This window comes from Achromobacter colocynthidis, assembly GCF_057334535.1.
In genome coordinates this window covers 492,301-505,604 of the sequence record NZ_JBHFIZ010000035.1, presented here as the reverse complement: position 1 = coordinate 505,604, position 13,304 = coordinate 492,301, and the positions used below count along the sequence as shown (strand labels likewise).

At 64.8% G+C, this 13,304-nt stretch carries 13 protein-coding genes; 8 read left to right on the top strand and 5 right to left on the bottom strand.

The features are described from left to right. Nucleotides 1-23: 23 nt before the first annotated feature. Together ACE04A_RS17990 and ACE04A_RS17985 are read right to left on the bottom strand one after the other, a co-directional pair. Nucleotides 24-845 carry a redoxin family protein gene (locus ACE04A_RS17990; protein ID WP_448718949.1) on the bottom strand — a complete coding sequence of 274 codons (822 nt, stop codon included), beginning with the start codon at nucleotides 843-845 and terminating at the stop codon, nucleotides 24-26. Next, the gene (locus tag ACE04A_RS17985; protein ID WP_448718948.1) at nucleotides 842-994 is read right to left on the bottom strand and encodes a hypothetical protein; all 153 of its coding nucleotides are present in this window, start codon (nucleotides 992-994) and stop codon (nucleotides 842-844) included. Before ACE04A_RS17985 ends, ACE04A_RS17990 begins: the two co-directional genes overlap by 4 nt. A 101-nt stretch (nucleotides 995-1,095) precedes the next feature. Between ACE04A_RS17985 and ACE04A_RS17980 the strand changes: the two genes are divergently transcribed. From ACE04A_RS17980 to ACE04A_RS17965, 4 genes are all read left to right on the top strand, one after another. Next, nucleotides 1,096-1,890, top strand: coding sequence for an amino acid ABC transporter substrate-binding protein (locus tag ACE04A_RS17980; RefSeq protein ID WP_448718947.1), 795 nt, complete (start codon nucleotides 1,096-1,098; stop codon nucleotides 1,888-1,890). 21 nt (nucleotides 1,891-1,911) lie between these two features. Continuing rightward, nucleotides 1,912-2,565, top strand: a complete 654-nt coding sequence (locus ACE04A_RS17975; protein ID WP_006219374.1) for an amino acid ABC transporter permease — start codon at nucleotides 1,912-1,914, stop codon at nucleotides 2,563-2,565. Nucleotides 2,566-2,605: 40 nt separating this feature from the next. Continuing rightward, nucleotides 2,606-3,358 carry an amino acid ABC transporter ATP-binding protein gene (locus ACE04A_RS17970; RefSeq protein WP_279997111.1) on the top strand — a complete coding sequence of 251 codons (753 nt, stop codon included), beginning with the start codon at nucleotides 2,606-2,608 and terminating at the stop codon, nucleotides 3,356-3,358. Between the two features lie 122 nt (nucleotides 3,359-3,480). Further along, entirely contained in the window at nucleotides 3,481-5,040 is a 1,560-nt protein-coding gene (locus ACE04A_RS17965) for an ArnT family glycosyltransferase (RefSeq protein WP_448718946.1), read from the top strand. A gap of 151 nt (nucleotides 5,041-5,191) precedes the next feature. Here ACE04A_RS17965 and ACE04A_RS17960 read toward each other — a convergent pair whose 3' ends face one another. Further along, nucleotides 5,192-7,420: an NADP-dependent isocitrate dehydrogenase gene (locus ACE04A_RS17960; protein ID WP_448718944.1), complete on the bottom strand. Its 2,229-nt coding sequence runs from the start codon at nucleotides 7,418-7,420 to the stop codon at nucleotides 5,192-5,194. A 313-nt stretch (nucleotides 7,421-7,733) separates the two neighbouring features. Between ACE04A_RS17960 and ACE04A_RS17955 the strand changes: the two genes are divergently transcribed. Beyond that, complete coding sequence (locus ACE04A_RS17955) at nucleotides 7,734-7,868, top strand: hypothetical protein (protein WP_279997071.1); 135 nt, start codon at nucleotides 7,734-7,736, stop codon at nucleotides 7,866-7,868. A 96-nt stretch (nucleotides 7,869-7,964) separates the two neighbouring features. Then, entirely contained in the window at nucleotides 7,965-9,530 is a 1,566-nt protein-coding gene (gene ilvA / locus ACE04A_RS17950; protein ID WP_259247301.1) for a threonine ammonia-lyase, biosynthetic, read from the top strand. Between the two features lie 13 nt (nucleotides 9,531-9,543). Here ilvA and ACE04A_RS17945 read toward each other — a convergent pair whose 3' ends face one another. Beyond that, nucleotides 9,544-10,476: a hypothetical protein gene (locus tag ACE04A_RS17945; protein WP_448718941.1), complete on the bottom strand. Its 933-nt coding sequence runs from the start codon at nucleotides 10,474-10,476 to the stop codon at nucleotides 9,544-9,546. Nucleotides 10,477-10,736: 260 nt separating this feature from the next. On the opposite strand from ACE04A_RS17945, the gene ACE04A_RS17940 reads away from it, so the two are divergent. Both ACE04A_RS17940 and ACE04A_RS17935 read left to right on the top strand, forming a co-directional pair. Continuing rightward, nucleotides 10,737-11,906, top strand: a complete 1,170-nt coding sequence (locus ACE04A_RS17940) for an acetyltransferase domain-containing protein (RefSeq protein ID WP_448718940.1) — start codon at nucleotides 10,737-10,739, stop codon at nucleotides 11,904-11,906. 8 nt (nucleotides 11,907-11,914) lie between these two features. Then, nucleotides 11,915-13,003, top strand: coding sequence for a porin (locus ACE04A_RS17935; RefSeq protein WP_485820365.1), 1,089 nt, complete (start codon nucleotides 11,915-11,917; stop codon nucleotides 13,001-13,003). A 7-nt stretch (nucleotides 13,004-13,010) separates the two neighbouring features. Here the strand turns inward: ACE04A_RS17935 and ACE04A_RS17930 are convergent, their stop codons facing one another. After that, the gene (locus ACE04A_RS17930) at nucleotides 13,011-13,268 is read right to left on the bottom strand and encodes a PAAR domain-containing protein (RefSeq protein WP_279997075.1); all 258 of its coding nucleotides are present in this window, start codon (nucleotides 13,266-13,268) and stop codon (nucleotides 13,011-13,013) included. Between the last annotated feature and the right edge of the window lie 36 nt (nucleotides 13,269-13,304).

Genomic DNA, 13,304 nt, shown 5'->3' with positions numbered 1-13,304 from the left:
GAACCCGACACCGCCCAGCCGCGTCACTGCGCCGCGCGGATCGATTCCAACCGTTGCGCCAACGACGCGGTGGACAATTCGCCCACGCGCAGGTCCACCAAGCGGCCCTGGGCGTCCAGGAACAAGGTGGCGGGCAGGCCGCGATTGCTGAATTTGCGCGACGCCTCGCCGGCCGGGTCGATCAGTACGTTCCGCAAGCCGGGCGCGTGCTCGTCCAGGAATTTCGTCACGTCGCCTGGCGCTTCCGCCTGGTTCAGGAAGACGAAGTTGACGTCCGGATTGGCGGCCTGCACGGCGGCAAACGCCGGCATTTCGCGGCGGCACGGCGGGCACCAGCTTGCCCACAGGTTGATGACGGTGGGCTTGCCCTGAAAGAGGGATAGCGCGGCGGGCGCGCCGTCCACGTTCTGTACCGCCAAGGCAGCCAGTTCGGGCTGCGGCTGCGGCGTGGACGCCAGCCAGCGTCCGCCGCCCAGCCACGCGGCGCTGGCCAGTGCCAAGGCGCCCAGCAAGGCCACGCGCGGGGCGCGGTGCCGGATCACGACGGCAATCGCATAGACCCAGGCAGCGGCCAGCCCGGCCAGCCCGATCCAGCCGCCGTCGCGCAGGTCCAGCATCTTGATCGGGTCGGGCAGGTAGTGGTCGCGGTATTGCCAGACAAAGGCGACGCGCGCGGCCAGCAAGCCGATGACCAGCGCCCGCCACAACACCGTGCTCAGGCGGGCCGCGTCTTCGCGCTGGCGGTTCAACAGGCGCGCCGCCAACACGCCGACCAGGGCGGCGGCAATCAAAATCGCCAATTCAGTGGGAAATACCAGCGGGCCGATACGAATGGCGGGGCTCATTTCCCACCCTCGGCCATGGCGGTGCGTGCCTGCGCCGGCTTGGTGTGGGCTTTCACGCCGTCCTTGATGTTGAATTCCATGTTTGCTTCCCGGATGAAGCAGGCAAGCCTAGCATGGCGCGCAGCCAGGGCCAGGTCGCTTTCCAGCACGGTCTTGCAGTAACGCTAAAATGGCGGCTCGCGGCTGGCTATCCAGCCCTTTTTGCATTGTTTTCCTGCATTCCATTCTTCTGCCTCGCGCACCCATCACCATGAAAAAACTGACTGCTGTTTTCCTCGTGTCCGCGACCACGTTGCTGACCGCCTGCGGCCCCAGCGACGACGCCAAGCCGACCGCTGGCGCCCAGGAGCCGGCCGCCGCCAGGAAGGTGGTGGTGGGCCTGGATGACAACTTCCCGCCCATGGGCTTTCGCGACGCCAGCAACCAGATCGTCGGTTTCGACATCGACATGGCCAAGGAAGCCAGCAAGCGCCTGGGCATGGAAGTGGAATTCAAGCCTATCGACTGGAGCGCCAAGGAAGCCGAACTCAACGGCAAGCGCGTCGACGTCCTCTGGAACGGCCTGACCATCACTGAAGAGCGCAAGAAGAACATCAGCTTCACCGCGCCCTACATGGCCAACCACCAGATCATCATCGTGGGCACCGCCTCGCCCGTGAAGGTCAAGAACGACCTGGCCGGCAAGACCGTCGGCGCCCAGGACGGCAGCAGCGCCACCGACGCCATCGCCCGTGACCCCGTGGCCGCCCAGATCAAGGAAGTGAAGAAGTTCGGCGACAACGTCACCGCGCTGATGGACCTGGCCGCCGGCCGCCTGGACGCGATTGTGGTGGACGAAGTGGTGGGCCGCTACCTGATCAGCAAGCGCGCGGGCGAATACCGCGTGCTGGAAGAGAACTTCGGCACCGAAGACTACGGCGTGGGCGTGCGCAAGGACGACACCGAATTGCTGGGCCAGTTGGACAAGACGCTGGATTCGATGAAGCAGGACGGTACCGCCGGGCGCATCGCCACCCAGTGGTTCGGCGCCAACATCATCAAGTAAGCGGCGCGCGAACTTTCTTCAATGGACTACGTACTCTCTCTGTTGGGGCCGATGGCGGAAGGCGCGAAAGTGACCTTGACGCTGTTCTTCATCACGCTGGCCCTGGCAGTGCCCCTGGGCCTGGTGCTGGCGCTGGCGCGCATTTCCAAGTGGCCGCTGCTCAGCAACCTGGTCAACGGCTATATCTGGCTTATGCGCGGCACGCCGCTCATGCTGCAGATGCTGTTCATCTACTTCGCGCTGCCGTTCGTGCCGGTGGTGGGCGTGCGGCTGCCGGACTTTCCGGCGGCCGTGGTGGCCTTCGCGCTGAACTACGCGGCGTATTTCGCCGAGATCTTCCGCGCGGGCATCCAGTCGGTGGACCGTGGCCAGTACGAAGGCAGCAAGGTGCTGGGCATGACCTATCTGCAAACGCTGCGCCGCATCGTCCTGCCGCAGATGGTGCAACGGGTGCTGCCGCCGATGAGCAACGAAACCATCACGCTGGTCAAGGACACGTCTCTGATCTACGTGCTGGCGCTGAACGACATCCTGCGCACCGCGCGCGGCATCGTGCAGCGTGATTTCACCACCACGCCGTTCCTGGTGGCCGCGGCCTTTTATCTGCTCATGACGCTTGTCCTGACGTGGTTCTTCCAGCACATGGAAAAGCGCTATGCCAAATATGACCAATAATCCGCCGGCAGCCGCCGCCGCGCCGGCGGGCCGTCCCGTCATGATCCAGGCCAGCGCCATCAGCAAGTCGTTCGGCGCGAACCGCGTGCTGGACAAGGTGTCGCTGACGCTCGAACAGGGCGAAGTGGTGGCGGTGATTGGCCCGTCCGGCTCGGGCAAGAGCACGTTCCTGCGTTGCCTGAACCACCTTGAAACCATCGATGAAGGCAGTATCGAAGTCGAAGGTGAAATGATGGCGCGCGCCGGTGACGACGGCCGCAGCCACTACGCCAGCGATGGCGACGTGCGCCGCATTTGCCGCAAGATGGGCATGGTGTTTCAGTCGTTCAACCTGTTCCCGCACATGACGGTGCTGCAGAACATCATTGAAGCGCCGATCACCGTCAAGGGCATGTCCAAGGCGCAGATCATCCCCAAGGCGGAAGAACTGCTGCGCAAGGTTGGCCTGCTGAACAAGCGCGACAACTATCCCACGCGCCTGTCGGGCGGCCAGAAGCAGCGCGTGGCGATTGCCCGCGCGTTGGCGATGGAGCCCGACATCATGCTGTTCGACGAGCCCACCTCCGCGCTGGACCCCGAGCTGACGGGCGAAGTGCTGCGCACCATGAAGCAGTTGGCCGACGAACGCATGACCATGCTGGTCGTCACGCACGAAATGGGCTTCGCGCGCGAAGTGGCGCATCGCGTCATCTTCATGGACGAAGGCCGCATCGTCGAGGAAGCGCCGTCGGCGGACTTCTTCCGTGCGCCGCAGCAGGCGCGCACCCGGGAATTCCTGGCGCACATGCTTTAAGGCCGCTGCGGAAATAGGGCAAAAGAGGGCCAGGCCGGCGCGTAATTTCATGAGAAATTGACGCGCCGGTTTCCATAATGGCGGGCACAACGTTGTTTTAATTCCTCTCCGCCTGACATTCCATGCCCCTTCGGTTTCCTTTTTTTGCGCGCCGGGCCTTCCCCGGCTGGCTGGTATTGCTGTGCCTGGCCGTGTGGCTGGCGGCCCTGGCCTGGGCGCGCTGGCTGACCCTGCCCGACGAAGGCCGCTACGCCGGGGTGGCTTGGGAAATGCTGCGCAGCCATTCGCCCATGGTGCCGCTGCTGGACGGCATGCCGTACTTTCACAAGCCGCCGCTGTATTACTGGCTGGCGCAGATCAGCTACGCGCTCTTTGGCGTGCACGAATTCAGCGCGCGCCTGCCTTCGTTGCTGGGCGCGTGGAGCGCGGGGGCGGGGCTGTATGCGTTTGTGGCGCGCTATCGCGATGCGGCGCAGGCGCGTTGGGCGGTTGTGGTGCTGGGCCTGACGCCTTTGTTCTTTGGCGCCGCGCAATTCGCCAACATGGACATGCTGGTGGCCAGCATGATCACGCTGTGCATCCTGGCCGCCGCTGACACCGCGCTGCGCCGCGAGCAGGGCAGGCCGCATCGCGCCATGTCGATCGCAACCGGTGTATTGGCCGCGCTGGCCGTGTTGGCAAAGGGGTTGATCGGTTTGGCCTTGCCCGGCGCCATTGTGCTGGCCTGGCTGCTGCTGCGGCGCGATTGGCGTGGCATGCGGGCTTTGCTTTGGTTGCCGGCCTTGCTGGCGTTCGCTGTGGTCGCCGTGCCCTGGTTTGCGTTGATGCAGATGAAGTTTCCCGGCTTCTACCATTACTTCTTCGTCTATCAGCACTTTGAACGTTTCGCGCAAAGCGGCTTCAACAACGCGCAGCCGTTCTGGTTCTATGTGCCGATCGTGGTGGGGTTGGCCTTGCCGTGGTCAATCTGGGGCGCAGCGATTTTTACTCGCGCGTTCTGGCGCGATGCCGATCCGCAGGGGCTGCGCCGGTTGATGGCGATCTGGATCGCGGTGGTGATGGTGTTCTTTTCCATCCCGCAATCGAAGCTGATCGGTTATGTGCTGCCGGTGTTTCCGCCGCTGGCGTTCCTGATCAGTGAGCGTATCGCGCCCGCCTGGGCCGCGGGCAAGCGGCGGGGCGCAAGCATTGCCATCGTGCTGGCGGCCGTCATCTGCCTGGGCGCAATCATCGCAGCGTCATTCAACCCGCGCGGCAGCGCCGGCCCGACCATGACGGACCTGCGTGGCGACATGCGGCCGCAAGACACGCAGGTCGCGCTGCATGCCTTGCCCTTCGATCTGGGGTTCTACACGCAGGCGTCCGCGCCCGCCTGGATCGTCGACAACTGGAACGACCCCGAGGTTCCCACGCGCGACAACTGGCGCAAGGAACTGTACGACGCGGCCAAGTTCGACCCCGCCGCCGGTAAACGGGTATTGATTCAAAACGAAGATTTGACCGCGCGGCTTTGCGCGTCGGCCGACGGTACGCGCTTCTGGATCTGGGGCCGCGACGATGACGCCGGGCGCTACCCCGCGATCAATGGCGTGGCGCCGCGCCTGCCGGGCGCCACCCGCGCGGTATGGCGGCTGGATGTTGATACCGCTTTCCGTCAACGGATGTGCGGCGGCACGCGCTAAGCTGCAGTGCTCGATTATCGGCACGGATAGGCGGCACCGATTGCCGACACCGACTGTCGACACCGCCTATCAGCAATAAAAAAAAGCCGGCAGCCCTTCAAAGGCTGCCGGCTTTTTTGTGCCGGCGGCTGGCGCCGCCAAGCATTGACGCTTAGCCGATCGAGGCCAGCACCTGGTTCAGCGTGGCGCTGGGGCGCATGGCCTGGCTGGCCAGTGCTTCGTTCGGCTGGTAGTAGCCGCCGATATCCACCGGCTTGCCTTGCGCGGCCTTCAGCTCTTCAACGATCTTGGCTTCGTTTTCAGCAAACGCGCCCGCCGCGCCGGCGAACTGCGCGGCCAGGGCGCGGTCGTCGGTTTGCGCGGCCACGGCCTGGGCCCAGTACATGGCCAGGTAGAAGTGGCTGCCACGGTTGTCCAGGCCACCGACCTTGCGGTCCGGCGACTTGTTTTCGTCCAGGAACTTGGCGGTTGCCTGATCCAGCGTCTTGGCCAGGATCTGGGCGGTCGGGTTCTTGTACGTGCGGCCCAGGTGGTCCAGGGATTCGGCCAGCGCCATGAATTCGCCCAGCGAATCCCAGCGCAGGAAGCCTTCTTCCAGGAACTGCTGCACGTGCTTGGGGGCCGAGCCGCCCGCGCCCGTTTCGAACAGGCCGCCACCGGCAACCAGCGGAACGATCGACAGCATCTTGGCACTGGTGCCCAGTTCCATGATGGGGAACAGGTCGGTCAGGTAGTCGCGCAGCACGTTGCCGGTGACCGAGATGGTGTCCAGGCCTTCGCGGATGCGCTTGACCGAGAACTTGGTCGCTTCAACCGGATCCATGATGCGCAGGTCCAGGCCGCTGGTGTCGTGGTCGTTCAGGTACTGCTTGACCTTGGCGATGATCTGGGCGTCGTGGGCGCGCTTTTCGTCCAGCCAGAAGACGGCGGGCGTCTTGCTGGCGCGGGCGCGATTGACGGCCAGCTTGACCCAATCCTGGATGGCGGCGTCCTTGGTCTGGCACATGCGCCAGAGGTCGCCCGCTTCCACGGCTTGTTCCAGCAGGACCTTGCCCGACGCGTCGGTAACGCGCACGGTGCCCGATGCCGGGACGACGAAGGTCTTGTTGTGCGAACCGTATTCTTCGGCGGCTTGCGCCATCAGGCCGACGTTGGGCACGCTGCCCATCGTGACCGGATTGAAGGCGCCGTTCTTCTTGCAGTCGTCGATGACGGCCTGGTAGACGCCCGCGTAGCTGCGGTCCGGAATGACGGCCTTGGTGTCTTGCAGATTGCCTTCGGCGTTCCACATCTTGCCCGAGTCGCGGATCATGGCGGGCATGGACGCATCGACGATAACGTCGCTGGGCACATGCAGGTTGGTGATGCCCTTGTCGGAATTCACCATCGCCAGTTGCGGCAGGGTCTTGTAGGCGGCGTCGATGTCGGCCGTGATGGCGGCTTGCTGGTCGGCCGGCAACGATTGGATCTTGGCGTACAGGTCGCCAATGCCGTTGTTGGGGTCGAAGCCGGCTTGCTTGAGCACGGCGGCGTGCTTGGCCAGCACGTCCTTGTAGAACACGGACACCACGTGGCCGAAGATGACCGGGTCGGACACCTTCATCATCGTGGCCTTCAGGTGCACCGAGAACAGCACGCCGGTGGTCTTGGCGTCGTCGATCTGGGCTTGCAGGAAGGACTTCAGCTTGGCGGTCGACAGCACGGCGGCGTCGATGATCTCGCCGGCCTTGACCGGGGTCTTTTCCTTCAGGACCGTCTTCGTGCCGTCAGCGGCGGTCAGTTCGATCTTGACCTCGCCGGCGTCGGCGATCAGCGCTGACTTCTCGGTGCCGTAGAAATCGCCATCGGACATGTGGGCCACGTGCGACTTCGAATCAGCCGACCAGGCGCCCATCTTGTGCGGGTGCTTGCGGGCGTAGTTCTTCACCGACAGCGGCGCGCGGCGGTCGGAGTTGCCTTCGCGCAGGACCGGGTTCACGGCGCTGCCCTTGACCTTGTCGTAGCGGGACTTGACGTCGCGCTCGGTGTCGTTGGCGGGGGCGTCCGGGTAGTCGGGCAGCTTGTAGCCTTGCTCTTGCAGTTCCTTGATGGCCGCCTTCAGTTGGGGCATCGAGGCGCTGATGTTCGGCAGCTTGATGATGTTGGCTTCGGGCTTGACCGCCAGCGCGCCCAGTTCAGCCAGGGCGTCGGACAGCTTCTGGCCGTCTTCCAGGTAATCGGGGAAGAGGGCGATGATGCGGCCGGCCAGGGAGATGTCGCGCGTCTCGACCGTGATGCCCGCGGGCTTGGCGAATGCCTGAACGATGGGCAGCAACGAACGGGTTGCAAGCGCCGGCGCTTCATCGGTGAGGGTATAGATAATCTTCGGAGTAAGAGACATGATCCTTGAATCTGTTCGGCGCATAGCGCTTTCGGCGCAAACCCGAACATGCTAAGCGGCGTACGCCGGTAGATGTTGTCGAGAGTGGGTTCGTATGGGCAGATGCGGGGCAGGCTCCGGATCTACTCAACTTGGCAGCGCCCGTCCTTTATTTGATGCCCGGTTGCCCGGCCATCCTGGAAGGTACGGCTGCCACGAAGGCGGTATTGTAATACCGCGACACGCTTGACGCGCAGGGAAATCACCGATAAAGCCTGCGTTATGGACTCGATATCGCAGCAATACGGCTTCGATATGGGTTTGAGAAACCGAATTGGCCAACAATTCCGCAGCCCGGCGGCCGCGCGATTTGACAAATTTCCGCGACGCGCGCAAGCTCTGCGCCATGAATTTCGTCGCCGTCCGCATTGCGCTGATTATTACCATCATTCCGAAAATGGTGGGTTAGCGCGCGACCGCAACAGTCACAGCCACCCGCCCCACGAGGCGGGTTTTTTGTGGCCGCCTCTGCCGGGCAAGTCTTCCCAAAGCAGAGAAATCCCCCATGCAAACCGCTACGACAGACACCGCATTCCAGCACGGCAACGCCTCGCCCATGGCGTACCTGCGTCAGATCCTTAGCGCCCGGATCTACGACATTGCCCGTGAAACCGAACTGGATCTGGCGCGCGGCTTGTCGGCGCGGTTGAACAACACCGTCTACCTGAAGCGTGAAGACAACCAGCCCGTGTTCTCCTTCAAGGTGCGCGGCGCCTACAACAAGATGCGCAATACGCCGCAAGCCGCGCTGGACCGGGGCGTGATCACCGCGTCGGCCGGCAACCACGCGCAAGGCGTGGCCATTTCCGCTGCCCGCCTGGGCGTGCGCGCCATCATCGTGGTGCCGCAGACCGCGCCGCAAGTGAAGGTGGACGCGGTGCGCGCCCACGGCGGTCCGACCGTCACCGTGGTGCAGGCGGGCGATTCCTACAGCGATGCCTATGCGCATGCGCAGACGCTGGCGCAACAGCAGGACCTGACCTTCGTGCCCGCGTTTGACGATCCCTACGTCATTGCGGGCCAGGGCACCGTGGGCATGGAGATCCTGCGCCAGCATGCCGGGCCGCTGCATGCGGTGTTCGTGCCGATCGGCGGCGGCAGCCTGGCGGCCGGCGTGTCGGCCTATGTGAAAGCGGTGGACCCGTCGGTCAAGGTGATTGGCGTGCAGACCGTGGATTCCTGCGCGATGGCGCAGTCCATCAAGGCCGGCCAACGGGTCAGCCTGGCCGAAGTGGGGCTGTTTTCGGACGGTACGGCGGTCAAGCTGGTGGGCGAGGAAACCTTCCGCCTGTGCCGCGAGTATCTGGACGAGATCATCCTGGTCGACACCGACGCTGTGTGCGCGGCCATCAAGGACGTGTTCCTGGATACGCGCAGCGTGCTGGAACCCGCGGGCGCGCTGGCGGTGGCGGGTCTTAAGCAGTACGTCGAACGCGAAAACGCGCAAGGCTTGTCGATGGTGGCCATCACGTCGGGCGCCAACATGAATTTCGACCGCCTGCGTTTCGTGGCCGACCGGGCCGAAGTGGGCGAGGCGCGCGAAGCGGTGTTCGCCGTGACCGTACCCGAGGAACGCGGTAGCTTTCGCCGCTTCTGCCGCGTGATCGGGCAGCGCAGCGTGACGGAATTCAACTACCGCATTGCCGACGCGCACACCGCGCACATCTTCGTCAGCATGCAGATTGCGCGGCGCGGCGATGCCGGCGACATCATGGCGGCGCTGCAAGAGCAGGGCTTTTCGGTCAGCGACCTGACGCACAACGAGGTGTCCAAGCAGCACATCCGCTACATGGTGGGCGGGCGTTCACCGTTGGCGGGCGGCGAACGGCTGTTTCGCTTCGAGTTTCCGGAACGCCCCGGCGCGCTGATGAAGTTCCTGTCGGAGATGGCGCCCAACTGGAACATCAGCCTGTTCCACTACCGCAACCAGGGCGCGGACTTCAGTTCGGCGCTGGTGGGCATCCAGGCGCCCTTGGCGGATAGCGCGGCCTTGGATGCGTTCCTGCTGCAACTGGGCTACGCGCATTTTGAGGAAACCGACAACGAGGCGTATCGCCAGTTTCTGATTTGAGCAGGCAGCGGGCTCAGCCTCGCTTGCAGTTAGCCTTGGTAGGCAGTGCCACGCCGGGCTTGAGCTGCAAGGTGGCGCGGCCCGGGGTCTGCGTCAGTTGCAGCGTGGCGCCGCGCCAGGCGGGCACGTCGTCAAAGAGCACGTCGCGCTTGGCCGACGACGGATACAGCGGATCGGGCCGGTTGAATTCAATGGCGGGTAACGTCAGGCATGTGTCCTTGAAATCCAGGCGCGCCAGTTCCCGGCCGTCGCTCAAGCGCACCGCGCGAAACGCCAGTGGCGCGTCCACGAACTTGACCACTTCCGGCACGATCCGCATGTCGCCCTGCGCATCCTTGACGCGCGTGGCGGGCTGCACCACCACCACATCGCGGCCGGGCGGAATCGCCAGATAGGCCACGTCGCCATCCACGTCCAGCAGCTTGCCCGCGCCCAGGTTCTGCGCCTTGAGCGGCGCGTGGCGGATCATCACCGTTTCGGCCCAGGCGGTTTCCACGCGGGTCCAGCCCGGTAGCCGCGCGTCTTCAAAGCGCGTGCCGCTGGGTTTGTCGCGGTCGGCTTGGTTGGACAGCATCAGCCGGTTCACGCGCAACGCGCCGTTGACCACTTGCAAGTGGGCCAGCGCGGGGTCGGCGCTGGAGCTGGTGAAGTAGGCCAGCACGGCGTCGGTCTCCAGCGCACGCGCGCTGGCGGCGCAGAAGAAGGCGTGGGCGGCCATGTTGCGGCCGTCGGGGTAGAGCAGTTTGCCTACGTCCTTGCCGCAGAGCTTGTTGCCCTGGAACGAAATGGTGGTGCCCCGGGTGTTCTGGCGCTGACCGGTGTTCCAGTCCTGGCGGCCGCTGGTGGTGACTTCGACGACGAGGCCGTGGTTGTCGTAGATCACGGAGGCGCCCGCGGGCGCGGCTAGCAAGCTGAGAAAAAACGCCATGATGCGGCTTCTCGTCATTCGGCGGACTCCCTGGGATGGCGTGCATGGTGAGGCGTTACCGGGGTGAATATATACCGCCTTGGATCGCGCCCAGGGCTGTCCGCCTTGCCGGTCATCCGGGTTGCGGATCTTCGGAATGCGCGTTCGCTGATCGTGTGTGCGCGTCGTCCCTGTCTTGGTTCCCCATGTTTCAGTTGAAATTAAGAATGTTATTACATTACACTCACGGCCCATTTCTCCTTTCCGAATAGCCGGATCGCCCGGCCGCAGCCGTATCCATGCCTTCCCAGCCTTTTGCTTCACCCGCCGCCACCCCGCGCCTGCGTTCCATCGACGCGTTGCGCGGCCTGGTCATCGTCATCATGTTGCTTGACCATGTGCGCGAGACCTTCTTTCTGCATCATCAGGTCAGTGACCCGATGGACGCGGCGGCCACCGACCCGTTCTTGTTTTTCTCGCGCTTGCTGGCGCACCTGTGCGCGCCGGTGTTCGTCTTGCTGACGGGCGTATCCGCCTGGCTATACGGCGCCAAGGCCGGCAACCGGGGCGCCACGGCCGCGTTCCTGGCCAAGCGTGGCCTGTTCCTGGTGCTGCTGGAAGTGCTGGTAGTCAACTTCGCCTGGACGTTCCAGTTCCCGCCGTCGGTCGTCTACCTGCAAGTGATCTGGGTGATCGGCCTGAGCATGCTGGCCCTGGCCGCGCTGCTGTGGTTGCCGCGCGCGGCCTTGGTGGCGGTGGGCGTGGTGCTGGTGGCGGGCCACAACGCGCTGGACGGCGTGCACTTCGCGGTCGGCGAGTTCATGCATGTGCCGTGGGCCGTGCTGCATGACCGGGGCTGGATCAATGTGGGCGAGGCCTTGCGCCTGCGCACCTCGTATCCCTTGCTGCCCTGGATCGGCGTGATCGCGCTGGGCTACGCGGTGGGCCCGTGGTTCCAGGCCAAGGTGCCGGCGGCGGCAAGGCAGCGCTGGCTGTTCACGGCCGGTATCGCGGCCTTGATCGGCTTCGTGGTGCTGCGGGCGGTCAATGGCTATGGCCAAGCCCAGCAATGGGCCGTGCAGGCCGACCTGCTGCATACCGTGATGAGCTTCGTGAACATCACCAAGTACCCGCCGTCCTTGATGTTCCTGCTGCTGACGCTGGGCTTGGGCCTGTGCCTGCTGGTGCTGATTGAGCGCGCGCAGTCGGCGGCATGGGTGGGCGTGCTGTGCGTGTTTGGCGCGGCGCCAATGTTCTTCTACCTGCTGCATCTGTACGTGCTGAAAGCCTTGTATCTGGCGGGCGAGGGTGTCTGGGGCTTGAACCAGGGCAAGTTCTTTGGCGTGGACAGCATGGCCGGCGTGTGGCTGATTTCGGTGCTGCTGGCGGTGGCGCTGTATTGGCCGGTGCGTTGGTTTGGTCGCTTGAAGGCGGCGCGCCGCGATATCGCCTGGCTCAAGTACCTGTGAACGCGGCGATGCGTATACGTGATGTGGCCGTCGGCGCCGCGACCTTGTTGGCGCCTTGCGTGGCTGACGCACAGCAAAGCCCCGTCACCCTATATGGCGTGATCGACCTGAGCCTGGCGGGCTTTTCGACGCAGGACCGCGGCACGGCCTTGAACATGCAGTCGGGCGTGCAGTCGGGCTCGCGCTGGGGCTTGCGCGGCAGCGAGCCCCTGGGCAATGGCATGCGCGCCAACCTTCAACTGGAAAGCGGCGTCGTGGCCAACAACGGCAAGTCGGCCCAAGGCGGCCGCCTGTTCGGGCGCGCAGCCTGGGTGGGCGTGTCGGGGGATTGGGGCGATCTTCGGCTGGGCCGCCAGACCTCGGTGTCGTCGGCAACGTTGGCGGACTATGACGCCTTTCTGGCGTCCTACCTGATCATGGGCGCGCAGACGGCGCTGCTGCCCTACAACGCCAACCGCGCCGACAACACCGTGGCACTGTGGAGCCCGTCGGTGGGCGGTTGGCGCGCAGGCGCGGACATCAGCCTGGACTACGACGGCGGCGGCGGCTTCAAGACCTCGTCGACCAACAAGCTCTACAGCGCGGCGCTGGTCTATGAACAGCCCAGCTACGCGGTCACGGCCACGGTCGAAGGCGCGCGCTGGGCCGACGGCACGGTGCAGTCCGCCGCCATGGCGCAGGCCGGCGGCACGCGCCAACCGATTGCGTACACGCTGGCGGGCCGCGCCACCCTGGGCGCCTTCACGCTGTACGCGGCCGGGTCCATCATGCGCAATGGCTCGACGATTCCCGCTGTGCAATCGCCAGGGCAGCGCGTGTACTTTCCCGGCAGCACCGTGCATGGCGTGATGGCGGGCGCCACCTGGCGCACGGGCGCCAGCACCGTCATGGCATCCTGGCAAGGCAGCTTGCCGGGCGGTGGCGCACTGGCCCGCGATGGCGCCACGCACACGCAGCAGATCTACTCGGTGGGGTATGTGCATGACCTGTCCAAGCGCACCAACCTGTACGCCGTGCTTGGCTACATGCGCGGCGCCTGGTCGGACCCGTCTTGGCATGAAACGCAGTACACGGCGGGCATGCGGCATCGGTTTTAAGGCCAGGCTAGGCCGACAACCAGTTGCCATCGCCCTCGATCAGCGTGCCGCCATGGCTGGTGGAATCTCCCTGTCGTGCCACCGGCTGACCTTCAATGTTGGCTACCGCCGAACCACTGACGATGACCGCCCCGCAACTGATGCGATCGCCAACCCGGGCAATGGGGCGGCCGTTGATGGCTGCGGTGGACGCGCCGCTGACGATGGTGCCGGGGCCATGGATGGGGCAGTCATGCGCGTGGCCGACGAGGGCGATGGGAATCATGGGGTCTCCTTGGGGTGGGGGCAAATTCGGGGAATG

Coding starts and splice junctions, on each gene's coding strand:
- ACE04A_RS17990 (WP_448718949.1), bottom strand. CDS start 845: ATGAGCCCCGCCATTCGTATCGGCCCGCTGGTATTTCCCACTGAATTG.
- ACE04A_RS17980 (WP_448718947.1), top strand. CDS start 1,096: ATGAAAAAACTGACTGCTGTTTTCCTCGTGTCCGCGACCACGTTGCTG.
- ACE04A_RS17975 (WP_006219374.1), top strand. CDS start 1,912: ATGGACTACGTACTCTCTCTGTTGGGGCCGATGGCGGAAGGCGCGAAA.
- ACE04A_RS17970 (WP_279997111.1), top strand. CDS start 2,606: ATGATCCAGGCCAGCGCCATCAGCAAGTCGTTCGGCGCGAACCGCGTG.
- ACE04A_RS17965 (WP_448718946.1), top strand. CDS start 3,481: ATGCCCCTTCGGTTTCCTTTTTTTGCGCGCCGGGCCTTCCCCGGCTGG.
- ACE04A_RS17960 (WP_448718944.1), bottom strand. CDS start 7,420: ATGTCTCTTACTCCGAAGATTATCTATACCCTCACCGATGAAGCGCCG.
- ilvA (WP_259247301.1), top strand. CDS start 7,965: ATGCAAACCGCTACGACAGACACCGCATTCCAGCACGGCAACGCCTCG.
- ACE04A_RS17945 (WP_448718941.1), bottom strand. CDS start 10,476: ATGACGAGAAGCCGCATCATGGCGTTTTTTCTCAGCTTGCTAGCCGCG.
- ACE04A_RS17940 (WP_448718940.1), top strand. CDS start 10,737: ATGCCTTCCCAGCCTTTTGCTTCACCCGCCGCCACCCCGCGCCTGCGT.
- ACE04A_RS17935 (WP_485820365.1), top strand. CDS start 11,915: ATGCGTATACGTGATGTGGCCGTCGGCGCCGCGACCTTGTTGGCGCCT.
- ACE04A_RS17930 (WP_279997075.1), bottom strand. CDS start 13,268: ATGATTCCCATCGCCCTCGTCGGCCACGCGCATGACTGCCCCATCCAT.